At 37.0% G+C, this 26276-nt stretch carries 24 protein-coding genes; 16 read left to right on the top strand and 8 right to left on the bottom strand.

The genetic code is table 11. The features are described from left to right. The first annotated feature begins 153 nt into the window (after positions 1–153). From ACB104_RS09045 to ACB104_RS09000, 10 genes are all read left to right on the top strand, one after another. A complete protein-coding gene (locus ACB104_RS09045; protein WP_370478053.1) occupies positions 154–2112 on the top strand; it encodes a pyrroloquinoline quinone-dependent dehydrogenase in 1959 nt (652 codons plus the stop codon). A 208-nt stretch (positions 2113–2320) separates the two neighbouring features. Beyond that, positions 2321–2827: a hypothetical protein gene (locus tag ACB104_RS09040; protein ID WP_370478051.1), complete on the top strand. Its 507-nt coding sequence runs from the start codon at positions 2321–2323 to the stop codon at positions 2825–2827. Between the two features lie 172 nt (positions 2828–2999). Continuing rightward, positions 3000–3593 (top strand): GrpB family protein, encoded by a 594-nt coding sequence (locus ACB104_RS09035; protein ID WP_370478050.1) that lies wholly within the window; start codon positions 3000–3002, stop codon positions 3591–3593. Between the two features lie 142 nt (positions 3594–3735). After that, positions 3736–4500, top strand: a complete 765-nt coding sequence (locus tag ACB104_RS09030) for a hypothetical protein (RefSeq protein WP_370478048.1) — start codon at positions 3736–3738, stop codon at positions 4498–4500. Positions 4501–4788: 288 nt separating this feature from the next. Then, complete coding sequence (locus ACB104_RS09025) at positions 4789–4986, top strand: cold-shock protein (protein ID WP_370478079.1); 198 nt, start codon at positions 4789–4791, stop codon at positions 4984–4986. Between the two features lie 188 nt (positions 4987–5174). Further along, positions 5175–5936 carry a cyclase family protein gene (locus ACB104_RS09020; protein WP_370478046.1) on the top strand — a complete coding sequence of 254 codons (762 nt, stop codon included), beginning with the start codon at positions 5175–5177 and terminating at the stop codon, positions 5934–5936. 168 nt (positions 5937–6104) lie between these two features. Next, entirely contained in the window at positions 6105–6467 is a 363-nt protein-coding gene (locus ACB104_RS09015; protein ID WP_370478078.1) for a tyrosine-type recombinase/integrase, read from the top strand. A 137-nt stretch (positions 6468–6604) separates the two neighbouring features. Then, entirely contained in the window at positions 6605–6778 is a 174-nt protein-coding gene (locus ACB104_RS09010) for a hypothetical protein (RefSeq protein ID WP_370478045.1), read from the top strand. Positions 6779–7145: 367 nt separating this feature from the next. Then, positions 7146–7442, top strand: coding sequence for a DciA family protein (locus ACB104_RS09005; RefSeq protein ID WP_370478043.1), 297 nt, complete (start codon positions 7146–7148; stop codon positions 7440–7442). Positions 7443–7540: 98 nt separating this feature from the next. Then, complete coding sequence (locus ACB104_RS09000) at positions 7541–7732, top strand: cold-shock protein (RefSeq protein WP_370478041.1); 192 nt, start codon at positions 7541–7543, stop codon at positions 7730–7732. A 156-nt stretch (positions 7733–7888) separates the two neighbouring features. Here ACB104_RS09000 and ACB104_RS08995 read toward each other — a convergent pair whose 3' ends face one another. Next, the gene (locus ACB104_RS08995; RefSeq protein ID WP_370478040.1) at positions 7889–8308 is read right to left on the bottom strand and encodes a nucleoside-diphosphate kinase; all 420 of its coding nucleotides are present in this window, start codon (positions 8306–8308) and stop codon (positions 7889–7891) included. 132 nt (positions 8309–8440) lie between these two features. Here ACB104_RS08995 and ACB104_RS08990 point away from each other — a divergent pair, with 132 nt between their 5' ends. From ACB104_RS08990 to ACB104_RS08970, 5 genes are read left to right on the top strand one after another with little or no spacing between them, the layout of a single operon-like run. Continuing rightward, a complete protein-coding gene (locus tag ACB104_RS08990; RefSeq protein WP_370478038.1) occupies positions 8441–9460 on the top strand; it encodes a DHH family phosphoesterase in 1020 nt (339 codons plus the stop codon). Then, complete coding sequence (gene gldI / locus ACB104_RS08985) at positions 9453–9995, top strand: gliding motility-associated peptidyl-prolyl isomerase GldI (RefSeq protein WP_370478036.1); 543 nt, start codon at positions 9453–9455, stop codon at positions 9993–9995. The genes ACB104_RS08990 and gldI overlap by 8 nt, the downstream gene beginning before the upstream one ends. Before the next feature lies 1 nt (position 9996). Next, positions 9997–11139 carry a peptidylprolyl isomerase gene (locus ACB104_RS08980; RefSeq protein WP_370478035.1) on the top strand — a complete coding sequence of 381 codons (1143 nt, stop codon included), beginning with the start codon at positions 9997–9999 and terminating at the stop codon, positions 11137–11139. Positions 11140–11189: 50 nt separating this feature from the next. Continuing rightward, entirely contained in the window at positions 11190–12113 is a 924-nt protein-coding gene (gene lgt, locus ACB104_RS08975) for a prolipoprotein diacylglyceryl transferase (protein ID WP_370478033.1), read from the top strand. Position 12114: 1 nt separating this feature from the next. Continuing rightward, positions 12115–12591: a DUF192 domain-containing protein gene (locus ACB104_RS08970; RefSeq protein WP_370478031.1), complete on the top strand. Its 477-nt coding sequence runs from the start codon at positions 12115–12117 to the stop codon at positions 12589–12591. Positions 12592–12651: 60 nt separating this feature from the next. Here the strand turns inward: ACB104_RS08970 and ACB104_RS08965 are convergent, their stop codons facing one another. From ACB104_RS08965 to gyrB, 6 genes are all read right to left on the bottom strand, one after another. Next, positions 12652–15027, bottom strand: a complete 2376-nt coding sequence (locus ACB104_RS08965; protein WP_370478029.1) for a TonB-dependent receptor — start codon at positions 15025–15027, stop codon at positions 12652–12654. A 169-nt stretch (positions 15028–15196) separates the two neighbouring features. Continuing rightward, positions 15197–18196 (bottom strand): protein translocase subunit SecDF, encoded by a 3000-nt coding sequence (gene secDF / locus ACB104_RS08960; RefSeq protein WP_370478028.1) that lies wholly within the window; start codon positions 18194–18196, stop codon positions 15197–15199. 169 nt (positions 18197–18365) lie between these two features. Then, positions 18366–18983 (bottom strand): hypothetical protein, encoded by a 618-nt coding sequence (locus ACB104_RS08955; protein WP_370478026.1) that lies wholly within the window; start codon positions 18981–18983, stop codon positions 18366–18368. Between the two features lie 72 nt (positions 18984–19055). Further along, entirely contained in the window at positions 19056–19982 is a 927-nt protein-coding gene (gene mdh / locus ACB104_RS08950) for a malate dehydrogenase (protein ID WP_370478024.1), read from the bottom strand. 208 nt (positions 19983–20190) lie between these two features. Then, positions 20191–21204 carry a DUF6588 family protein gene (locus ACB104_RS08945; RefSeq protein ID WP_370478022.1) on the bottom strand — a complete coding sequence of 338 codons (1014 nt, stop codon included), beginning with the start codon at positions 21202–21204 and terminating at the stop codon, positions 20191–20193. A 162-nt stretch (positions 21205–21366) separates the two neighbouring features. Then, positions 21367–23316 carry a DNA topoisomerase (ATP-hydrolyzing) subunit B gene (gene gyrB, locus ACB104_RS08940; protein ID WP_370478021.1) on the bottom strand — a complete coding sequence of 650 codons (1950 nt, stop codon included), beginning with the start codon at positions 23314–23316 and terminating at the stop codon, positions 21367–21369. Positions 23317–23750: 434 nt separating this feature from the next. Here gyrB and ACB104_RS08935 point away from each other — a divergent pair, with 434 nt between their 5' ends. Further along, a complete protein-coding gene (locus tag ACB104_RS08935; protein WP_370478019.1) occupies positions 23751–25016 on the top strand; it encodes a porin in 1266 nt (421 codons plus the stop codon). Here ACB104_RS08935 and ACB104_RS08930 read toward each other — a convergent pair. Then, positions 25013–26050, bottom strand: a complete 1038-nt coding sequence (locus tag ACB104_RS08930; protein ID WP_370478018.1) for a dipeptide epimerase — start codon at positions 26048–26050, stop codon at positions 25013–25015. The two genes, ACB104_RS08935 and ACB104_RS08930, sit on opposite strands and share 4 nt — an antisense overlap. Positions 26051–26276: the final 226 nt, after the last annotated feature.

Below are 26276 nucleotides of genomic sequence, written 5' to 3'. Positions count from 1 at the left end.
AAGGGAAATTTATGGGCGAGAGGGACAATGCCGCCGTCGCTCGCGTGGCAGCGCTCACAAAGGCTGCATTGTCTCCCTCTTTTTGTATCTTCGTTCTCATGACCGAACTGCGTTTAGCAGGACGTTATGCCATAACCAGAAAATTTTACACACATGAAAATTAATTATAAATTATTAGCCTTACTTCCTATACTAATATTCTCATTTGGTTGTTTGGAAAAATCATCAAATCTAGGTGCTAATTGGACTTCTTATGCTTCAGATAAATTCAGTTCCAAATACTCTCCTTTAGATCAAATCAATAAGGAAAACGTTAAAGACCTCGAAGTGAAATGGATTTGGGAATCACCGGACAATGATCTTAAAGAGCAGTTTAAATTTCCGGTTTCTATTTACCAGGCCACTCCTCTAGCTATTAACGGTATTTTGTATGTAAGCTCCTCAACGGCAATTGTTTCAGCAATAAATGGATTAACAGGAAAAACTATTTGGACCTATAATCCTGAAACCTACAAGTCGAATGGTCCTGCACATGGGGCATATATTCACAGAGGGGTTTCCTATTGGGATGATGGGACTGGAGGGCGAATTATCGTAGGTACCCCTGATGCTCGATTGATAGCGTTAAATGCCAAGGACGGGAGCTTAGTGGAGTCATTTGGTAAAGGCGGAATGGTAGACCTTTCCCAGGGACTTAGCCGTCAGTTTGATGCTGCTCATTACGGAATTTCCACTCCTCCAATTATCGCCAATAATGTAATTGTGGTTGGGGCGTCAATCACCGATGCAAATCCTCAAAGCATGAGGCCTCCTGGAGATGTGAGAGGATTTGATGTTAAGACTGGCAAACAATTATGGGTATTTCATACAATACCACAAACAAATGAATTTGGAAATGAAACTTGGGAAAATGAATCGTGGAAAGTCACCGGCAACACCAATGTTTGGACAAGAATGAGCGCCGATGAGGAATTAGGATATGTTTATTTGCCTATAAGTACACCAACAAACGATTGGTATGGAGGCAATAGATTAGGCGACAACTTGTTTGCAGAGAGCTTAGTGTGCTTAAATATACTTACAGGGGAACGAATATGGCATTTTCAAATGGTTCATCATGGAGTTTGGGATTATGATTTACCCGCAGCGCCCAATCTTTTAAACCTTAATAGAGACGGCAAAATTGTGAAAATAGTTGCACAAGTCAGCAAGCAAGGATTTACATATGTTTTTAATAGGGAAACGGGCGTACCCATATGGCCAATTGAAGAAAAACCTGTCCCCCCTTCTTCCGTGCCAGGTGAAAGAACTTCTTCAACACAACCATTCCCCACAAAGCCTGCACCTTTTGAAAGACAAGGTGTTACCAAGGATGACATTATCAATTTTACTACTGAATTGTTTGATGAGGCCTGGGAAAGTTTAAGTGAATTAGATAAAGGTGAATTATTTACCCCTCCTACTGAAAAGGGCTTAGTTTATCTCCCTGGGGCATTAGGTGGCGCTAACTGGCATGGAGCAGCTGTTGATACGGAAAAAGGCGTGCTTTATGTCCCATCTATGACTTTTCCAAGTATTTTCAAAATAATAAAATCAGACTCTACTAAGACAGATGCTAATTATCAATGGCAAAGTTCCAGGGTCTCAGGCCCTCAAGGTCTTCCTCTGTTTAAGCCTCCTTATGGTAGAATAACGGCCATAGATATAAATACTGGGAATCAAAAATGGCAGTCCGCTTTGGGAGATGGCCCTCGGAACCATCCTTTATTAAAAGACTTGAATTTACCAAGATTAGGATGGAATTTACGAGGATCTCCATTGCTTACCAAGACGTTGTTATTTATTGGTCAAGAAGGAAAATATTGGGAGTACGTTCCAGCTCTGGTCGGAGGAGCAAAACTAAACGAAGTGCAAACTCAGGAAATAATTAATTTCGAACCAAAAATGCAAGTATTCGATAAGAACAGCGGAGAGCTTATTCATGAGATAGAACTTCCCCTAAATGTTACAGGTGCTCCCATGACCTATTTGGTTGAGGGGAAACAATACATTGCATTTGCTGTGGGCGGATCAATAGGACCAGCAAAAATTATAGCATTGGGACCAAAATAATAAAGAGATAAACGGCATAGAACACCGACTATAATCCATTGCTCGTTAAATGCTAAACCAAAAAACTGTATATTTAACTTGGCTCGATTCCTACTCTGAAAATCCTACGGATTTTCCTCGCAACGGAATCATAGCCAAACCGTTACCTGCAAGCTGAAAACAGAATAAATAGTTTAATTTTAACATACACAACTAAAACTAGCTAATTATGAAAAAAAAATTAAGTTTTATCGTTTTGACCTTATTGTTTATTTCTTCAATAAATGCACAGAAAGGTTTTAGAATGGAAGTCGGTGTAGGTCCAACTACAGGAGAATCTCGTGAATACTTTTCATATACTCTTTTAGGTAATTTTTATTATTTATGGGATGTATCTGAAAACATAAACATTGGACCAACTACAGGCGTACTAGTATTTTTAGGAGAAGGAAATAATACAAATGGTTCCAATAGTGCCTTCGGATCAATTCCAGATATTTATATCCCCATTGCGTTTGCTGGCCGAATTAATCTTTCACAAACTTTCTCTCTTGGATCAGATATTGGCTATGGATTATCGGCTAATGCATTTAGTGATAGTGGCGGGTTTTATATTAGACCAATTATTACTTATAATCTGAAAGAAAAATTTGCAATTATTGGTTCTTACGCTAACATTAGTGAAAGTGGAGGTAGTGCTTCGACAATTAATTTAGGTGTTAACTTCGGATTTTAAAATTAATAAAGCCAGCAGGTAACACCGTGTAAAAATAATTGCTTGGTTCTAGCCTACTCGGAAAATCCTGCGGATTTTCCTCTGGTTCGTTCCATTTTTAGTAAGTTAGTTACTCGCTTACACAACTATCCTTACACAAATCGTTGTGCGCAAGCTGAGAAAATCACCGAAAATGAAAAAAAACCTTTACGATTTGACCAAAGATGATTGGAATACACTTTTCCCTGTTGAATTGGTTGACCACAATCCTGAGTGGAAAAATATTTATGAAGACGAAAAAAAAAGAATATTTGATAAAGTCGGAAATGAAATAATATTACGTGTGGAACATTTTGGAAGCTCATCAATTCCAAAAATCAAATCGAAACCTTATATCGACTTACTTATTGAAATTCCAAAAGAACTTTTATTTGACAAAACTCTAATTGATCAATTTACGGAATTGGGATATTCTCATTTTAAAGTTCCAGCAAGAGAAAACATTGAGGAGTATTCGTCTTTTGGTAAAGGCTATAACCTTAATGGAGAAAAAGAGCAAATTTTCCATATCCATATGTGTCCGAAAGACAATATAATGTGGGAACAAATTAAATTTCGTGATTATCTCAACGTAAATGAAAAAAGAGCAAAAGAATACGAAAATTTGAAATTGGAATTAGCTTCAAAATATCGAAATGACAGAGGAGCTTATGTATTGGGAAAAGCAGAATTTATTAAGGAAACATTAGAACTGATAAAAGAAAAGCCTGCCCACAACAATGTATAACAGCAATTACGGCGGATTCGACTACGTCCTAATCCTCTCGGAATTGCCAACTACAGTTCTAAACCAAAATTAAAGTATATTTAATCCGATAACTGACAGTTATACGGACCGTTGTGCGTCATTATAAGAAACCATTTAACCAATGATAAAATTCTTTAGAAAAATTCGCCAAAAAATGCTGACTGAAAACAAATTCAGCAAGTATTTACTTTATGCAATCGGAGAAATTGTGCTCGTTGTAATTGGAATATTGATTGCACTTCAAGTTAATAACCAAAACAACATTCGAACTGAAAAACAAAGTCTTAAAAACTATTTATATAAAATTGCCAGAAATATTAATGATGATATTGAAGTTGGAAAATTAATGCTAAAAACCCGAACTGAACATTCAAATATATGTGCCAAAGCTACTTTAGCAATTGCTAAAAGAGATTTTAATCCTGAAACCCAAAGAACCATAACAAATGCGGTTTTTGCAATGATGATTGAACAACCTATAAATTTCAACAGAACCGGCTTTGAGTCATTGAAAAACTCCGGATATTTACAATACCTTGACGATTTGAGATTGGAAGAATTGATTTATAAATATTATAACATAACAGATAAAATATTATTTGAAGAGAGTAGTTGTCAAGTTTGGGCTAATGATTTGGATTTAGAATTTCATAAAAATGGTTTTTTTACCAAATGGTTACAACTGCTTGAAATACCTAATCAAAAGCTCACAGAGGTTGTTGGCAATTACACGAATGAGTTGTGCCAACATCCTGGAAATGACGTGGTAATATCTCTATTACATAGAGGATTTTTGTTTGATCCTTATCTAACTGATTGGTACAGAGAGCAGACTGCAATAGGTAAAGAATTATTAACTGAAATAGAAAACTATAACTTAAAATAACGAAAGCACAACATTGTATAAAAATTTAATAATTTTCTCTTTTAATCAATTACTAAAAATAAAAGATGTATGTTTGCGCTGTTCAAGATAGAACGCCTTTTAATAGTAAGGTATTATTTAGTAAATAGTTAAAGAGTTTTCTTTTCTTTCCTTTTTTATTTCAATCATCACTTTATTTTTTTAAGAATTAAAAACGTATTCGTAGGTTTTTTTATAATAGGCCAAAGGGAAACGCTACTTAGTCAATCTAATTGAACAAAATTTATTTTTAACTTAATATTTAATATGATGCAAGAAGGCAAAGTAAAATTTTTTAACAACTCCAAAGGATTTGGGTTTATTACATCGAAGGATTCTAGCGAGGATATTTTTGTACACTCAACTGGTTTGATTGACAATATCAGAGAGGATGACAAAGTCCAATTTAGAACTGAACAAGGAAAAAAAGGCTTAAATGCTATTGACGTTGAAGTCGTTTTTGACTAATTACAGTTTAGATTGAAAATCGTATTAAAGATTGCCTAAACAGGCAATCTTTTTTATTTTACGAACTCACGAATTTAAAAAACTAAGCACAACAAAGTGTATAATTCATTGCTTCTGATTTTCCTCATTGAAAATCCTCACAAGTTTGCTATCTTAGTTTCTTAAACCGTTGGCAATAATTTGAAAAAATGGTGATAATAGATTTATCTAAGCCTATTAAATACAATAAATCTGACCCTTGGTTCATGAAGGTGAAGATAAAACATAAGCCGCATAAAAAAGCGAAGTGGTTGATTCGCATTTTGGGTTTACCATTTAAATTATTTCCCAAAAATTTCGAGGGCTGGGCCGACGATACCATACAAAAAATGGGGGTGCATTCAACAACACACATAGATGCACCTTGGCATTATTCAGCAACTACGAACGGAAAAAAATCCAAAACAATTGAGGAAATCCCATTGGATTGGTGCTTTGGAGAAGGTTTGGTTATAGATATGAAACATAAAGAAGATTTTGACCCAATAATGGTGGAGGACATTACAGGCTTTTTATCCAAAAATCAGTTGATGCTAAAGCCTGATATGATAGTTCTAATAAAAACTGGCAGAGATAAATTTAATGGAACAAGAGACTTCCATAAAAAAGGGACTGGAATGAGTGCAGAGGCGACAGAATGGCTTATTGACCAAGGCATAAAAGTAATGGGAATCAATTCTTGGGGTTGGGATTTGCCCTTGCCTTATATGCTTAAAAAAGCAAAAGAGACATCAAATTCGGAATATTTTTGGGAGGCTCATCTGGTTGGCCAACGCAAGGAATACTGTCACATGGAACAATTGGTAAATTTAGATGCTCTGCCCTATTCAGGGTTCAAAGTTGCTGTATTTCCATTAAAAATCGTTGGAGCTTCGGCTGCGCCAGCAAGAGTGGTTGCAATAATAAATTAAATCTGGATTTAGAGATTTTTTATTTCATTTCAGAAATCATTGCCGCATTAGCTGTAGTAATAATATATTTAGGCATACAAATTCGAAATACACGTATCCAAAATAAAAAAGAGATGCATTTAAGCATGTCCAAGTTTCGTTCTGAATTGACTTTAAAACTGGCATCAGATCGAGAATTATCACATATCGCCGCCCAAGGTTTACTTTATTGAGGGCAGAAATGGTGCTCCTAATACGGCAAGTAGCATCAGGAAGTTTTTGACACAATCATGCAAAGCAGCTGGCATAAAAGCCCTTATTGAACTGCATACCTTGCACCACAGCTATGCCACACATTTATTGGAAAATGGCGTGGGCATTAGGCACATACAAGAACTTTTGGGGTACAGTAAAACAGAGACCACCATGATTTACACCCATGTAACCATAAAAGATTTGGTGAATATTAAAAGTCCGTTGGACCATGCCCTAAACCAATTAAAAGAAACCCAAAATGCGGAACAAAAACTCCTATTATCCGGAAATAAATAAGGGATAATGCTTACTTTTATTCCACATATAACACGTTGTGGTACATTTAATTTTGAATTCTAGTAGGCTCTGTATTCTACAATCTCTATGTCTTTGAAATTTATTATTAGTTCAATAATCATGTAAAATATGTAAATATGTACAAAAGCAAAATTTTAGCAATAGCAGCAATCTTGTTAATAGTATTGGGAATATTTATGATTTACTTAGGTGGTTTTTATGCTCCGAAAATAATGCTTCCTCCAATTATTACTGGGATAGGATTCTTTTTGATTGCCTGGGCTCTAAATGCATTAAAAGATAAGTCCTAATATCCAATCAAATTGCCAAAATATGGTTCAAGAGAACCTAATTTTAATTTCCAATAAAAAATGACGTACCACAACAACGTGTATAATCAATTGCTCACTAAATGCTAAACCAAAAATCGTTACCTATAACTTGGCTTGATTCCTACTCAGAAAATCCTCGCGGATTTTACTCTGGTTCGTTTCTTTTTAGTAAGTTAGTTGCTCGTACGCGCAATGAGCCATATGCAAACACATTAAACGAAACCCTCCAGAAATAAAACAAGTTTTGATTTAAAAAAGACAGTAAATAAGTGCGTTAGAGGTAGTAGAGAAAAGCCCGCAACGAATAGCCCGACCCTAGTGGCAACGCCAAAAACATTTAATCAACATGCCAAAACGCAACAACGAACATATCAGCATAAGCGATGCCCTCAAGGAATTTATAGAAGCCAACAAGCTTGAAAAAGGCCTGAACAAAGTAAATGTAGCGGACGCTTGGGCAAAACTTATGGGCAATGGTGTTAACAATTACACAACTTCGGTGAACTTAGAACGAGAGACACTGTATGTGCAGCTAAGTTCGAGTGTTTTAAGGGAAGAACTAAGTTATGGCAAACAAAAAATTATTGACATCTTAAATGAAGAGCTGGGCAAAGAAATTATTAAAAAACTGGTTTTAAGATAATTACACCTTAAAATTAAATTGAAATAATTGCGCAAAATTCAACAAGGTATTATTATTTACATTACCTTTGATGCTTTAATTTTTATAATACAAATACAATGAGTAAAGGTACAGTAAAGTTTTTCAATGATTCTAAAGGATTTGGATTCATCATTGAGGAAGACACCAAAAAAGAACATTTCGTGCACATTTCAGGACTAGTCGATGAAATTCGTGAAGGTGATGTTGTAGAATTCGATCTACAAGAAGGTAGAAAAGGATTGAACGCCGTAAACGTAAAAGTAGTCTAATACTATATACTATTTAACAATTACAAGTAAGGCCTATCAAAATTGATAGGCTTTTTTTTGCGCCCATTTTTCTTGATTCAAAAATTATAGAAGTAAAAAATAGACTGAAAACATCAAATAGCTTTCAGTCCATTTATAAAATTCAATAGTGTTATCCTAGAACATTTCACGTCCTGAAAAGTGAAAAGCGCCTTCAATAGCGGCATTTTCATCGCTATCGCTTCCATGTATGGCATTTTCACTTATCGAGTTGGCGTATATTTTTCTAATGGTTCCCTCGGCAGCTTCCTCGGGGTTTGTTGCTCCAATTAAAGTTCTAAAATCATCTACGGCATTGTCTTTTTCCAAAATGGCCGCCACTATTGGTCCACGTGTCATATATTCCACCAAATCGGCAAAAAACGGGCGCTCTTTATGAATACCGTAAAATTCTTTCGCATCTGCTTTTGTCATTTGGGTTAATTTCATTGCCACTATTCTAAAACCTGAAGCTGCAATTTTTTCCAATATGGCACCTATGTGCCCTTTTTCAACCGCATCCGGCTTTATCATGGTAAATGTTCTATTTATTGCCATTTATATTATTTTAATGTATTCAAGAATTAATAAAAACCAACAAATCCTTTTCGTTGATTTTCGTGCAAAAGTAATGTATTTCTGCTTAATGGCAAGTCTGCCAATTTTAAAAATATTGTATATTCGCAATCTATGACAAAACAAGATATTGCTAGCATTAAGCAGCTATTGGCCACAAAAAAAAAGATAGTTATTGTACCCCATAAAAATCCTGACGGCGACGCCATTGGGTCTACTTTAGGTCTATACCTCTATCTCTTAAAAAGAAATCATGACGTGCAGGTTATAGTGCCTAATGACTTTCCTTCTTTTTTAAAATGGATACCTGGAAGCGATTCCATTTTAAGGCACGATTCCCAAACAAAAATGTGCAATGACCTAATTGCAGATGCCGATATTATTTTCACATTAGATTTTAATGCCCTTCATAGAACTGACCAAATGGAACAGGTTTTGGCAGAAAGCAAAGGCATAAAAATCATGATAGACCACCATCAAGCTCCAGATGATTACGCGCTATATATATATAGCAATGTGCGCATGAGTTCAACTTGCGAAATGGTTTACTATTTTATTGATATGCTTGGGGATATTGATTTAATCGATAAAGATATTGCCACATGTTTATACGTTGGGATTATGACCGACACGGGCTCATTTCGATTTTCATCTACCAGCAGCACCACACACAATGTTGTTGCCCATTTAATGGAAAAAGGAGCTGATAATGCTGAAATCCATAATAACATTTATGATTCCAACAGCTGTGAGCGCTTACAGCTATTGGGTTGTGCACTGAGTAATTTAGTGGTTATTCCAGAATCTAGAACGGCCTATATTACGCTTTCACAAGAAGAGTTGAACCGCTTTAATTACAAAAAGGGAGACACCGAAGGTGTTGTAAATTATGGTCTCTCGATAGAAGGCATTGTTTTGGCAGCAATATTTATAGAAGATAAACAGGAAGGCATCATTAAAATATCGTTACGCTCAAAAGGCAATTTTTCGGTAAATGAAATGTCCAGAGCGCATTTTAACGGTGGTGGGCACATCAATGCTGCCGGAGGCAAGAGCTATTTGTCCTTAAAAGACACTGTTGAAAAATTTATTAGTATATTGCCTAGTTATAATAAAGCCCTGAATGATGAATAAATTATTAACCCTTGCTTTTGTTTTGCTGCTTTTCAACTGCAAAACCCCTGAAGCCAGACGCCCAATTTCTGTAAAAACAGGTTCTTTCATTGATGCTTCCGTTGAGCGGAACAAAAAACTGAACGCCAAAGAACAAGCTACCATTGAAAAAATAATGGAGCAACAACAGAAAGATTATATTGCTTCCGAGAGTGGATTTTGGTATTACTACAATATCAAAACTGAAAACGACACCTTAAAAACACCTGATTTCGGTGATATCGTCAACTTCAATTATGACGTAAAATCCCTAAAAGGGCACACCATTTATTCTTCTGAAGACCTAAAAACCCAAACCTATGCCATGGACAAGGAAGAGCTTTTTACCGGGTTGCGTGAAGGCCTAAAATTGATGAAAACTGGTGAAACAGTCACGTTTTTATTTCCATCGCAAAAAGCATTCGGATATTACGGCGACGAGAACAAAATAGGTAGCAATACCCCTTTAATTTGCGAAGTCACCATAAACTCAATTACGCCAAATCAAACCAATTAAAATGAAATCCCTGAAAAACGTCGTTAAACTTTTAACCTTTACCCTACTCATTTCATTCATTTCCTGCAAAGCACCATACCCAGAATTGGAAGATGGCATGTATGCCGAATTCACTACCGATAAAGGCGTTATGGTGGCCAAACTGGAACAGGAAAAAGTACCAACAACAGTGGCTAATTTTGTATCGTTGGCTGAAGGCACCAATACACTGGTAAGTGATTCACTGAAAGACAAGAAATTTTATAACGGGTTAAAATTCCACCGCGTGGTTCCCGATTTCATGATACAAGGTGGCGACCCAAACGGTGATGGCTCGGGAAGTCCTGGGTATAGATTTAATGATGAATTCGACCCCAGCCTAAAACACGACAAAAAAGGTATTTTAGCCATGGCCAATTCTGGTTACGGCACCAATGGAAGTCAGTTTTACATCACTCATAAGGCCACGCCTTGGCTCGATGCCTATGATGAAGAAGGCCATCTTAAAAATTGTGAGGACCGACGTGTAAGCTGTCATACTGTTTTTGGCGAAGTGATTATTGGGCTGGACGTTGTTGATTCCATTCAACAAGATGATGTGATGCAGGTAGTCAAAATAATAAGAAAAGGCAAAGCAGCTAAAAATTTTGATGCACCTGTAATTTTCAAAAATCATTTTATTGAAGCCGAACGTCTTGAAAAAGAAAAAGAAGCAAAAGCAGAAGCCATTATAAAAGCATCAAAGGCAAAATTTGACAAACAACAGGCGCAAGCCACAACATTGGAATCTGGTTTGCAATACTATATTTCCGAAAAAGGGACGGGTGAAAAGTTACATGAAGTTGCTGAAGTTTTAACCCATTATGCCGTGTATTTTGAAAGCGGAAAATTATTGGAAACTAGTAAATTGGAAATTGCGGAGGCTTTGGATGTCGTTAACCCAAGACGAAAAGCGGCAGATGGCTACCAGCCCATAACTGCTGAACTAGGCCCTGATGCACGAATGATTCCCGGGTTTAAAGAAGGACTGAAACAACTAAGTGTTGGAGATAAGGCTACCTTGTTTATACCCTACCATTTGGCTTATGGCGAATCTGGCACGCGTGGCATTCCGCCGCAATCCAACCTAATTTTTGAAGTTGAAATAGTAGAGCTTCTTAAATAAATTTTAAAACACAACACAAACCGTTATATTTACGGCACAAAACAAAGCACATGCAACTTTTAAAATTTAATTGGAACCCCATTACGGGTATTGATATTTCTGGAAATTTCAAACTCCACTTTTATAGTCTGATGTGGGTGGTTGCATTTATATTTGGGTGGTACATTATGAAACGTATTTTCACCAAAGAAAAAATATCTTTGGACTACCTCGACCCACTTTTTATCTATACTGTTTTGGCCACCATGCTGGGCGCAAGATTGGGCCATGTTTTGTTTTACCAGTCTGAATTGATCACCCAAGATTTTTTCAGCATCTTTTTACCGTTTAAATTTAAAGGTGGTTTTGAATTTACAGGTTTTCAAGGCCTTGCTAGCCATGGCGCAGCCATTGGTATTATTATTGGCATGTATTTGTACCGACGAAAATACAAGTACAAATCACTTCTTTGGATTTTAGACCGTGTGGTGATTTCCGTGGCTTCAGGTGCTATTTTTATTAGGATTGGAAATTTTATCAATTCTGAAATTATCGGAAAAGAATCGGGCGATTTCCCTTTGGGTGTACGCTTTATTCAAGACTATTATAACAAGTACGACGCTATGCGTATTGCGGGCACCAAAAACGTGCAAAAAGCTTATGATGCTATTGCCGCCAACCCCGAATTGGTGGAACAAGTGCCTTACCGCCACCCGGCACAGCTTTACGAATCGTTTTGCTATATTTTTGTGTTTTTGAGTTTATGGTATTTCTATTCGAAAACTGAAAAAAAGAACCAAACCGGGTTTTTGTTCGGGCTCTTTTTAATCCTACTTTGGACGATTAGATTTTTTGTTGAATTTGTTAAAGAACCACAGGGCGATGAATACATCAACTGGCTTGGACTAAACACTGGCCAATGGCTAAGTATTCCTTTTATTTTGACTGGGCTCTATTTTATGTCTGTTTACAATCCCAAAAATGTAGAAAAGTAATATGCGTTTTAAATCCTTCTTTTTACTTTTTTGCCTTACTTCTTTAATGGTTTTGACGTCATGCAAAAACGACAAAAAAGTTATTAAGCAAACCGAGGTGAGTTTTAAAAAAGAAGGCGAACTCACTATTTTTAAAAGTATTGATTCAACCAAAATTACCTTAGATATTGAAATAGCCGATACCGAATTTGACCGTGAAACGGGCCTTATGTACCGCCATAGCATGCCAAATAATCAAGGGATGCTGTTTGTGTTTGAAGATGAAGGCCCACGCTATTTCTATATGAAAAATACCGAAATTCCTTTGGACCTGATTTATGTGGGTACCAATAAAAAAATTGTAAGCTTCCAAAAAAACGCCAAACCTTTTGATGAATCTTCGTTGCCCTCAAACGCTCCAGCAAAATATGTTTTGGAAGTTAATGCTGGTTTGGCCGATATCTGGAACCTTCGTGTTGGGGATAGTTTGAGCTTCTGATTCTTTGGGTTACAAAAACTGATTTTGCCAATAAGTTCAATAACCCTTTAAAAAACTAAATCAATGCCGCCTTCCACCGCTGTATTCCATAGCTTCACCTTTTCCAAAGCCATAGCTAAACCCTAAGCTTACAAAGCGTCCGCGTGTATTTTTGCTGTAGTTGGTAAAATCAGTTTGGGTAGTAAAACTTTCAAAATAGCGTGAGGCAAATACATCACGAACACCAACATTAAAAACGCCTTTACCTTTCAGTATTTTTTTTCGCAGGCCCAAATCTAAAAAAGCAATATCCTTCACGCTGCCCTGCACGGTTTTGAATTCGGATTGGTAATTGCCCGTGGCCTCAAAATCTATACTAGCGGGCAATTTAAATTTTGCCATTAGTTTTGAGGTCCATTGGTCTCCTTTAAAATCAAAAACTTGGGATTCAAAAGTGCCTTCCCGATTAAAGCTGTTATAATTGAAATCGACATTAAACGTGAGCCAATCTATGGGCGTATATTTGGTATTGAACTCGATGCCCACCGTGCTGTTCGTGCCAATATTTTCAGGCCGAGTGGTATTAACGTTGTCTTCAGAGAAAGTAATGCGTTCAATCATATCGGTAGTAAGACGATGGTAAACCCCGAAGTTTAATGAGGTTTTACCGATATCCAAAATGGTGGTGACTTCGTACGAATCGGTAAATTCGGGCTGCAACTCCGGGTTTCCTTGTCGAATATTAAAACTGTTTCGAATGTTGAAAAAAGGATTTAAATCCCAAAGTCTTGGCCTGAACACCCGCTTTGAATATCCGGCTTGCAAGGAAACAATCTCCGAAAATTTATAGGATGTATGCACACTGGGAAACAGATTGGTGTAATTTTGATTGTTGCTTTGGTTGGTGGTCTCCAGAAAGGTTTTTAGATCGGTTTGTTCCAATCTGAGTCCTGCTTTCAACCCCCATTTTTCTCCTTCATAAGCACCCGAAAAATAGACTCCAAAAACTTTTTGGTCGTAATTAAAGATATTGGTTAGACCAGCATCGGGTTCAAAATTCCCATTCACCAGATTGGCAACTTCATAATCGTTGCTTACATCGTTCAGCACATATTGGGCGCCTATTTCCATGCTCCACTGTTCCGAAAAAGGTTTGGTATAATCTAATTTAAAGGTATAAATGTACTCAGCAAAATCTGACCTGGTTCTTTGCGTGCCATCCCGGTCATTACCCAAAACGGTGGCATCATTAAACAAGGAAGACAAATCTTTGGCAAAGGAATTTCCTATGGCACTAAAGAATAGGTCGTGATCTTCATGGTCTTCGAAATCCTTTTTATAAACCAGTTCGTATTGCCATTTGGGGTTTGTAGCTTCAGTGGCTTCGGAGCGATTCCATTCAGAAACCAAATCATCGTTTTCATCAAACAATTTAAAGTTATTGTTTGAAGGTTGGTCCTCAATTTCATAGGCAAAATTACCGGATAGCGTTACTACATCCGTCGGGGTAATGTAATAATCCGTGCCTAAGGTCATATTATAAAACTTCTCATTCCTATAGTCTGTACCAATGTTAAAAAGGGTTGTGTTGTTTACGAGGTCAATGTTTGTATTTTCACCATCACGAGGGTAACTTCTTCGTCCCAAACCTAATTGGGTAAATAGATTAAACTTTTCGGATCGGCGATTTAAACTTATCCCCACGCTATGATTATCCGGAACACCAGTATTTAAACTAACCGAGCCATTCAAACCCTTTCGTTCCTCTTTCCTGATGATGATATTGATGATTCCTGATGTACCTTCGGCATCATACTTTGCAGAGGGATTGGTGATGACCTCGATACTTTCAATCATATCGGCGGTGATGCTGCCCAATGCACCGCCGTCTTCTGTTAAAATAGAGGGCTTTCCGTTAATCAGCACTTGCACGCCTGAATTTCCACGAAGACTAATCACCCCTTCAATATTTACATTGACTGACGGCACATTATTGAGAACCTCCAATGCACTAACTCCGGTATTGGCGATATCTTTACCCACATTGAACACGCGTTTATCCAGCTTAAACTGGGTACGTGAAGTTTCGGCCTGAACCACAACCTGGTCTAGTTGCTGGGAATCTTCCGAAAGGTAAATTGTGCCCAGATCAATCATATTATTAGAAATGCCGAAATCCCTTATAGTTTTAGATACGAACCCAATAAAACTGATTTCGATATAAAAGTTTTCGGCTGCAGTTTGCAAAACGAAGGCACCGTTATCGGTAGTTACGGAACCTGTAATGGGTTTTTGGGTTTCATTGTCGGCAATCATAACCGTAGCGTAAGCCAAAGGTTGATTGCTATTTTCATCAGCAACCCAGCCTTTTATTTCAATGGTTTGGGCAGAACTCGCCCCACCACATAAATGGACAGAAATCACTAAAATTAAAAGTTTCAAATACCTTGAAATCATCTTTTAAAAATTGGGATGTTTTTTAGTTTTAGTGAAGATATTAAGTCTTTTTGACTAAAACCTCATTTTTATTTTTAAAGATTTGTTAAAGTGATTTTCATAAATGACAAATAAAAAGCCCGTCAACAAAAGTTAACGGGCTTCTTTTCAAAGAAAAATTGAGTTAGTTTTAGTTTTTCTTCTTTTTTTCTTCAAGTCTGTTTATGGTATCGTACATCACTGGTGTTGCAATGAACAACGATGAATAGGTACCTACAATTACACCTACAATAAGTGCGAACATAAACCCACGTATGGAATCGCCACCAAAAATAAAGATGGCCAATAACACCACAAGGGTAGTTAACGAGGTGTTTAAAGTTCTACTTAATGTGCTGCTCAATGATGAATTTACCACACGATTAAAATTCCAGCTGGTATGCTCGTTGAAAAACTCACGAATTCTATCAAACACTACCACTGTATCGTTAAGCGAGTAACCAATAACGGTGAGTATGGCCGCTATAAAAGCTTGATCTATTTCCATATTAAACGGCATAAATCTGTATGTTAACGAGAACACCCCTAATACAATCAACACATCATGAAATACAGCCACAACTGCACCCAACGAATATTGCCACTTCTTGAATCTGAATAAAATATAGAGGAACACTACGATAAGCGATCCTAAAATAGCCCAGATTGAAGCTTGTTTTATATCGTCGGCAATGGTTGGCGTCACTTTATACGATTCCAATAAACCTACTTGCTTGTTTTCGTCATTCAAATCCATAAACTGCTCATAGGATATACCCTCTAAATGAGGCACCAAAGCGGTATATAGTTTTTCTCTGATTTCCTCATCAACCTCGGCACCAGACTCGTTTACTTTATACTTGGTCGTGATTTTCAACTGGTTGGCATCACCAAATGTTTTGGCATCTGCACTTGAAAACACGTCAGGCTGTGACAGCAGATTTGTGATTTCTTCAGCGCTAACATCTTGTGCAAAACGCACTTGGTAAGTTCTACCTCCAACAAAATCTACGCCCTGATCTAATCCACTTGTGAACAAAGACCCTAAGCTCAATGCAATAAATGCACCTGAAATAATATAAGCAAGTTTACGTTTTTTAAGGAATTCAATGTTGATGTTTCTAAACAGGTTTTTAGTTATTCCAGTAGAGAAATCCAATTTACCTCCTTTATTTGCGTACCAGTCGATTAACAATCGCGTAATAAAAATGGCGGTGAACAAAGAAGTTAAAATACCTATAAGTAAAGTGGTTGCAAAACCTTTGATTGGTCCTGTACCGAATACAAATAAGATAAGCGCTGTTAAACCTGTTGTAATATTGGCATCCAAAATGGATGACAAAGCATTACTAAATCCGTCTTTTATGGATTCTATTTGCCCTTTTCCTTTGGCCAATTCTTCTCGGATACGTTCATAGATAAGTACGTTGGCATCAACCGACATACCAATGGTAAGCACAATACCGGCAATACCTGGTAAAGTTAATACAGCACCCAAGCCAGATAGAACCCCAAAAATTAAAAGGATGTTCAATATCATGGCTATATCGGCAAAAATACCTGCCTTTCCGTAGTAAAAAATCATCCAAAGCAATACCAAGACCAATGCAATTAAGAATGATGTTGTACCACTATCTATAGCTTCTTGACCCAAAGATGGTCCAACAACCTCACTTTGAATAATGTCTGCAGAAGCCGGCAATTTACCTGCACGTAAAACGTTGGCCAAATCGATGGCTTCATTCAGGGTGAAATCTCCAGAAATAGAAGAACGTCCTCCCGCTATAGGGCCTGAAGTTACACCCGGAGCAGAATACACTACATCATCCAATACAATGGCGATTTGACTTCCTTGCTGATAAGCATTGCCCGTCATTTCTTCCCAAATTTTAGCACCTTTTGAGTTCATTTGCATGGCCACTTCCGGTCTGTTACCCACAGGACTGAACTCATTGCTGGCATCGGTTACTACTGCTCCACTCAATGGTGGCACATCTTCTCTATTACCAACCAAAGCATATAAATCAACCAACTCGCTATCTTTTTCAGGCTTACCAAAAACGAATTTTGTGTAGCGCATTTCCGCTGGAAGCAATGCCCTTACTTCTGGCATGTTTAAATAATCTAGAACTGTTTGTTTGTCCTTAATGGCAAACTTTGCAATGATTGGACCACCTTGGTAGCCAATTCCTTTTATTAATTTCCCTAATGGGTTATTATTGGTGTCTACCGCAGTTGAATCGGTTTGGCTATCTCCTAATAATTCATCGATTTGTGAGTCTTGGGCATCTTCCTGATCTTGGCTTTCAACTTCTACGGCTTTAGCCTCCTCTTCAACAATATCCTTTAAAACTACATCCGCCTGACCTAAAAATTGATAGAATTGCTCACCTTTGTAAGCATCCCAAAACTCCAATTGTGCCGTACTTTGCAATAGCGACTTTGCTCTTTCAACATCTTTAACACCTGGCAATTCAACCAAAATACGGCCCGATGTTCCTAAACGCTGAATATTTGGTGAGGTTACACCAAACTCATCAATACGCTTACGTAATACTTCAAAAGCAGAAACGATAGACTCATCAATTTTAGTTTCAATAATGTTTTTTACCTCATCGTCACTCATACTTCCGTCTATTTCGCCGTCCAATTCTTTAGTGTAGAAAATATCTGGAGAAGCTAATTTTGTATCACCTTTTATGGCATCAAAAGCGGTGAAGAAATCTTGTAAATACGTATTCTGACTGTTTTTTTGAAGTTCTGAAGCATCATCTAAAGCCTTATTGAAAACAGGGTCGCTGGTATTATTGGCCAAGCCTTTTAAGATGTCCTTTACCGAAACTTGAAGTATAACGTTAATACCTCCTTTTAAATCTAAGCCAAGGTTCATGGCCTTTTGCTTCACTTCGTTATAAGTGAATTTTGCAACACCAATATTAAAAACCGTATCGGTTGCAATAGACTGAAGATAATCGGCCTCCTCTTGACTGCGTTTAGCGCGATAATCATCTTCTGTGTCAGAAATTTTGTTGATGGCCATTTCTTCGGCCTCCTTTTCAATTGAATTTGCTTTGAATGTGAATGAAAGCTGGTAAACACTTACCAAACCAAACAAAATAGCAAATAATTTTACTAATCCTTTATTTTGCATGTGTATAAATTTAGTTGGTCAAATTTTTTAAAACGGGCAAATATATCATTTACCTTAAGATTTGACAATTTTTATTTTAATATGAATATGTAGTCATGCCTTTTTTACCCACGAAAGCTACTTTTGAAATTGAATTTTACGGAATAATGAAACTTTTAAAGTTTCCGTTTTAACAAATTGGCCCTGCCCTGCCTTCGGGTATTATATGTGAAGTATCCTTTATAGCTATCGCGATGCTTTTGCGAATTGTATTTGGCCGTTTTGTAAAATCTGCTTCCCCTTTTAAATCTGTTGGATTAAAAAACAGATTGATATCGGGTTCTAACGAACGGTTACTTTTAACCTCAACCTCTAAAACAATAGTTCCGTTTAGATCGCCTTTGGTGTCATTCCCATTTTGGATTTCATAAACATCAAGGTCAAAATAAACTTTATCATTAAAAGGAAGGTTTGATTGATTTTCTTTTGTAGGATTATCTGAAAAATCGAGTGCTAAAACTTCATTATTGGAGAGGATTTCCTTAATACTGGCAACATCGGTATCACTGAAATATTCAATATTGATACTTCCGTTTTCAAGGTGTTTTACTTTTATGTTTTCCGCCCCTAAATCTTGTAGCTGTTTTTTAACCGTAGCAATGGCGAATTGCGTATCATCAGAAGTTAAAGCAACATCTGAAAACTGCAATACTATTTCCTGATTCGGTAAAGTAACTTGTTGTTGGCTAACAACGCCAAATAAAGTAAGCGTAAAAATTAAAGCACTAATGCACCATCTAGCAATCATGCACCAAATATAAAAAAATAAAGACTGTATTACTACAGTCTTTATAAAATTAAGTATTTTGATGAAGCTTGTTTAAACTTCCAACAAGTCGTTTGTTTTTTTAACACCCTCTGCACTGGCTTTCATATGTGATTTTTCAGCGTCGCTTAACGGCACATCAACTATTTTTTCAATACCATTTTTTCCTAGAATTACCGGAACACCAATACAGATATCGCTTAAACCATATTCACCTTCCAAAAAGGTAGAACAAGGATAAATTTTCTTTTGATCGCAGGCAATGGCTTGAACCAATCCGCTAACTGCGGCACCAGGCGCATACCAAGCTGAAGTACCCAATAATTTTGTAAGTGTAGCACCACCAACTTTAGTATCTTCTGCAACTTGGGCCAAACGCTCTTCACTTAAAAATTCTGAAACTTTAATGCTGTTTCTTGTTGCATGTGATGTTAACGGCACCATACCTGTATCACTATGGCCTCCTATAACCATACCATCAATATCGCTAATAGGGGCATCCAAAGCTTCTGCCAATCTGTATTTAAAACGTGCAGAATCTAAAGCTCCACCCATTCCAATGATTCTATTTTTAGGCAGGTTTAGTGATTTGTGCGCTAAATAAGTCATAGTATCCATTGGGTTGCTCACCACAATAAGAATCATATTTGGTGAATGTTCCAATAAACTAGTAGCAACGGCTTTTACAATACCAGCGTTAATGCCAATTAATTCTTCACGTGTCATACCCGGTTTACGAGGAATACCTGAAGTTATAACGCAAATATCACTATTTGCCGTTTTACTGTAATCATTTGTTACCCCTGTAATTTTTGTATCAAAACCGTTTAATGATGCACACTGCATTAAGTCCATAGCCTTTCCTTCTGCATAGCCTTCTTTTATATCAAGCAATACAACTTCTGAGGCGAAATTTTTAATGGCAATATATTCTGCGCAACTGGCACCTACTGCTCCAGCACCTACTACTGTTACTTTCATTTGATTTGTGTTTAGTTATTTATTTGTTATTATTTTTTACGCAACAAAATTCTTGGTTTTACACCAAAAAATATATGATTTTGGTCATGCGAAATTACGAATTAATAAGCGTTTAATAAAAAAGTGCGAGATAAAAATCTCGCACTTTTCAACAAAAATTAAATATAACTAACTAAAACTAAATAAATCCATTTTTAAATTCGCCTTATCATCTAAATCCAAAATTCAATCCTACTGAAAAGGCATTAAATTCTGATAAGTGATATTCGGCATTAAGCCTAAAAAAGCCCAACTTTAATTTTGTTCCAATGGTTCCTCTAACAGAAGACACCTCACTTGAAATTGAAAAAGGGTCAACAATTGGCTGCGAAGTTAAAATACCATCTGTAACTATGTAAGTTCCCAATAAATCTGATTCTGATTTTCCTTTGATATAACCCAAACCTCCATAAAAATTTATAACAGGAAGTTTGGTTGAAGCTATTAATTGAAATAGCCATGTATCGGTTTTACTTTCCATGCGCTGGTTATCACCTTGTATTCCTGAAGAATCTGTTAAATCGTATGACCCATCTAAATGTGTGTATGCTACCAAACCTGAAATGGCTATAGGCAGAACTTTATCTGCTGGTAACCACTTAGTCATTTCAAATTGCAATCCAGCACCGTACATACTTAAAGACACTTCTTCTGTATCAATTTTTGGTACAAAACGGGCTTTTATTTCAATCCCTTTACTTAACCCTAATGCACCTTGAATAAAAGCAGTAGGCAATAAATTAGCACTGCTAGACCCTATACCGTTGGGTAATTCAATGGTTTCTGTTTGATTTCCAAAAATGGGGTCTTCATATTCCACTTCAACAAAAATTGCTGGGTCGTTTTCACCTAGCACCGTTGACACCATTTTGGATGTTGAATTATCAGGAAAAGTAACGTTATTGTAATCGGCCGTGTTCAAATTGAACATCTTGTTATTATCTTTTACGGTGGATGCATTGGCTATAATTGAAATCTCAAATCCACCCAAAGGCTTGGCATCTGCCGTATTAAACCAGTTGGCATTCATGCTGTGTATCAAGCCATTGGTACCGGGCATTAAATAACCATTTGCAAACCTTTGAGCATCCTCGATACCTGCGGCAAGAAGCGCATCAATGTCTTGTGCTTTGGATGCAAAACAAACCAAACTTAGTAGGACAATTGGAAATATCTTTTTCATAATTACGATTTGGTTTTACAAACATAGGAAAAAAAACACGAAAAACAACATTTAATCGAAAATATTCGCGTTTTAACGATATTATAGATTGTTCATAGCACAAAAAAACACCCTAGATATTTCTATCTAGGGTGTTTTAAATTATATATTACTCTATATTATCTATGCATCAATATTTGCATAAATAGCGTTCTTTTCAATAAAATCTCTTCGTGGTGGCACTTCATCGCCCATTAACATAGAGAATATTCTATCTGCTTCAGATCCGTTATCTATTTGAACCGAACGCAGTGTTCTGAACTCAGGATTCATGGTAGTGTCCCAAAGTTGTTCGGCATTCATCTCTCCCAGACCTTTGTAGCGCTGAATGTTGGCCGACCCCCCAAATTCCTCAACCAGTGCATCACGTTCCTTATCATTCCAGGCATAGGCTTTTTTGTTGCCTTTTTTGACTAAGTACAATGGTGGTGTTGCGATATACACATGCCCATTTTCAATAAGCTCCTTCATATATCGGAAGAAGAACGTCAAAATTAAAGTCGCTATATGGCTACCATCAATATCGGCATCACACATAATAACAATTTTATGGTAGCGAAGTTTAGAAAGATTCAATGCTTTGCTATCTTCTTCTGTCCCAATAGTAACCCCCAAAGCCGTAAAAATGTTTTTTATTTCTTCGTTCTCAAACACTTTGTGGGTCATGGCCTTTTCAACATTCAAGATTTTTCCCCGAAGCGGTAATATGGCTTGGAAATTTCTATCCCTACCTTGTTTTGCAGTACCACCTGCAGAATCACCCTCTACCAAAAATACCTCACATTTTGCAGGGTCTTGCTCTGAACAATCCGATAATTTACCTGGCAAACCACCAATGCTCATAACAGTTTTACGTTGCACCATCTCACGTGCCTTTTGCGCTGCGTGACGTGCTTGTGCAGCCAAAATCACCTTTTGAACAATGGTCTTGGCATCGTCAGGATGTTCTTCAAGATAATCGGTCAGCATTTCTGAAACTGCTTGGCTTACCGAAGCTGAAACCTCACGATTACCCAATTTGGTTTTGGTTTGTCCTTCAAATTGCGGCTCTGCAACTTTTACCGAAATAATAGCCGTTAATCCCTCTCGGAAATCATCACCAGCAATCTCAAATTTTAAGTTTTTTAATAATCCTGACTCATCAGCATACTTTTTAAGCGTATGAGTTAAACCACGACGGAAACCAGACAAATGTGTACCACCTTCATGGGTGTTAATATTATTTACATAAGAATGAAGGTTCTCTGCATAAGAGGTATTATAAACCATCGCTACTTCAACAGGGATATCATTTTTTTCACCTTCAAACGCAATAACATCTTTCATCAAAGGTTCTCTGGTTGCATCAAGATATCTCACAAATTCCGTTAGACCTTCTTTTGAATGAAATGTTTCACCCTCAAAAGTACCATCACTTTTATTCGTTCTCTTATCAACTAAATGAACCGTAATACCTTTGTTAAGGAAGGCCAACTCGCGAAGTCTACTCGCTAAAGTATCATAACTATATTCAAGTGTTTGGGTAAAAATAATCGGGTCTGGTTTGAAAGTAACCACTGTACCCCTTTTTTCAGTTTCACCAATAGATTTTACTGGATATAAGGCTTTTCCTCTCTCATATTCTTGCTCCCAAATTTGCCCATTTCTGTAAACGGTAGCCTTTAAATGTTGGGACAAAGCATTAACACAACTAACACCTACACCGTGCAATCCACCAGAAACCTTATAAGAATCTTTATCAAACTTACCCCCGGCACCTATCTTGGTCATTACAACTTCCAGCGCAGACACGCCTTCCTTTTTGTGCAAATCTACAGGGATACCACGCCCATCATCTTCAGTAGTAATAGAATTGTCCTCATTTATGGTTACCGTAATATTGTTACAGTGCCCTGCCAAAGCCTCATCAATAGAGTTGTCTACCACCTCATAAACCAAATGGTGCAGACCACGTGTACCAATGTCTCCAATGTACATGGACGGACGCATACGCACATGTTCCATACCCTCTAAAGCCTGAATGCTATCTGCCGAATAGTTATGCTTGTTAAATTCTTCTTTTGCTTCGCTCATATCTTAAAATATTATCTTATTTTGAGTTTAGTTGTATCTCACAAAAAAATCCCGTTTTCGGGACTCTTGAACACAAACAAATATACGAAATTTTCACCCCATTATAAAGCATTTTATCGACTAAAGCATAAAATTATCAACATTTGTTAATTACTTAAAAGTGTCTTAAATCGTCTAAAAAGTACCTTAAAATGGATATTAGCCGTTTTTAACGATTTAACAAAACACCGAGATTAACAAAAATCGGCACAAGGGCTTTTTCGAAGTTTTTATCAATTAAAAAATTAGGAAAAACCTGCCTCAAAATCGTAAAAAGGCGCAAATTTTAATTCAAGCCTTCATAATTGGAAATTTATTCTTTAACATGATGTATGTCACTTTTTAGTATATTCATTCCGCCTAACTTTGCCTTGAATTTCAGAAATAAACGTTACATGATACTAAAAAAAAGAGCTTTAATACTATGGTTGTTCTCCATAGCTCTAATTTCCCCGGCATTACTAACTGGTCAAAACGAAGAATTTAAACCAACCTTCAAATGGAACCTCACCTCTCAATTTTGGTTGAGATATTCTGAGCTAAACGATGGCTCTGTAATCCATGGCGAGCCCACATCCGAGTTTCTTGACATATCAATCCGAAGATTGCGAATTCCTGTATCTTCACAGATTTCCCCTAAAGTTTATGTGTATGCCATTTTTGGTGGCAATAACTATAACTTTAAAGGCAAGGATTTCCCGCTTGAAGTTTTAGATTTATATGCCGAATACTCCTTTGCTAAATATTTTGAAATCGGGCTGGGCAAATCGGGCTGGCAGGGTTTGAGCCGTTGGAACATTCGCTCTAGCAGCACATTAATGGGCCTTGATTCGCCACTTTTCACCCTAAACTCTGTTGAGATAAACGATGATGTTGGGCGTTTGTTCGGTTTTTGGGTTAAAGGTCAAGCAGAAAAATTTGACTACAGAATGGCCTTTAACAGACCTTTCTTTGTAACCGCCATTCCCAACGGGGCTGTAAACTTTGCAAATAACAAACCGAGGGTAAAAACATCGGCTTATCTAAAATATCAGTTCTTTGAACACGAATCCAACAAATCTGCCTATCAAGTTGGCACGTACATGCAAACTAAAAAGGTTTTTAATATTGGGGCGGGATTTCAATTTCAACCCGATGCTATGAGTGATGGTGATGCCAATCTTCCTGAAACAAATATTTATGATATTTCGCATTTTTCGGCGGACTCGTTTTTAAACCTACCACTACCCAATGGTGATGCTATAACCGCTTATTTGGGGTATTATAGTTACGATTTTGGAAAAGACTATATTAGAAATGTTGGCGCCAACAATCCTACAACTGGTGGTGGCACAGATTTTAATGGCTCGGGTGTTGCCTTTCCTATGATTGGCACAGGCACCACTTGGTACGGACAGTTTGGTTATGCATTTAAGCAAACCAAATTTTTCAACCATATGGCGGTTATTCAACCAAATATAGCCATACAACATTCGGATTGGGATGCCTTAAATGATAGTATGACCGTTTATGATTTTACCGTTAATTTTTTTGTGAACGGCTCGCACAAAGACAAAATAAGCCTTGGTTACCAACATCGCCCAATATTTGATGTCAACACTTTACAGCAAAAAGACTATAAGGGAATGGCCGTAATGCAGTATCAGATTTCGTTAAATTAGTTTGTTTTAGGGGTCAACTGGAGTAATTTAGCTCCAGAACCAAAACCGTCTGGGAATATAATTTTACCGTTTTGAAATTGAACTCCTGAAGCAATATCTGTTGCTAAAAGTATGGCTCCATCCGCATCTATATAATCCAAAAGTGGAGCTAGCTGCACCAAGTTCGAAATGCCTATTGAAGATTCTGTCATACAACCAGCCATGATTTTTAAATTTAGAGCCCTAGCCTTTTGAATCATTTTTAAGGCTGGTGTAATGCCACCACATTTCATTAATTTGATATTAATACCATCGAAAAACTCAGCGCATTTTTGGACATCCTCAAGCTTTTGGCAACTTTCATCTGCTATAATTGGAAGCGCACTTTTTTCCTTTAAAATTTTCATGCCCTCCCAATTATCAGCCTGAAGTGGCTGTTCAATAAACTCAACGCCTAATTCCTTCAATATTTTTGAGTTTTGAATGGCCTCCTCCACCCCCCAAGCGCAATTGGCATCAATTCTGAAAATGGCATTGGTTATGTTTCTGAGTTCCTGAACAATTTCCAAGTCACGTGTAATGCCCAGTTTAATTTTATAAATGGGCCAGGGTTTATCCAGGATTTTAACTTTCATACTTTCCACGGAATCAATACCAATGGTATAACTTGTTTGTGGAACACCGAAAGAACTACCACTCCAAAAACTGCGCATTGGTTTATGGTTCAATCTTGAATAAAAATCCCAGTAGGCACAATCAATGCCACATAGTGCGAAATAATCATCTTTCAACGCAGGTTCCAGCTTTTGCCAGAGTTCCTCTGGGTGAAAACCAAAACCATTTTCTACAATAGATTTCACAGAGTTAATGGAATTTATAATCTTGGCGCTTGTACTCTGGTAATATGGATTTACAGTGGCCTCACCATAACCCGTAATCGTTCCATTTGAAATAGCAACAATAACCGTTTCTTGCTCATTCACCGTATACCTCGAAATTGTAAACGGATACTTTAAGGGCACCCTATGGCTTGATGTGGTAATGGTTAAATTCATGGACTAAATATACTTTGTTTATCATAAACAGAATTATTTTTTTATTTCAAGAAAAGAATCATCCATTACAACTAATACTTCCTAATAATAAACACTGTTGGCCGGAACAACCTTCAAAGAAGGTTACACTTTTTTGATAATTTGATAATATAGAAAAGGTTATCACAAAAAAATTGTGTTTAGTAGATATATTCTACATATATTTGAGGCGCAAAAAAATGATGAC

The organism is Tamlana flava (genome assembly GCF_041287255.1).
In the GTDB taxonomy this organism is placed as follows: domain Bacteria; phylum Bacteroidota; class Bacteroidia; order Flavobacteriales; family Flavobacteriaceae; genus Tamlana; species Tamlana flava.
This window is presented reverse-complemented; position numbering and strand designations above follow the sequence as displayed.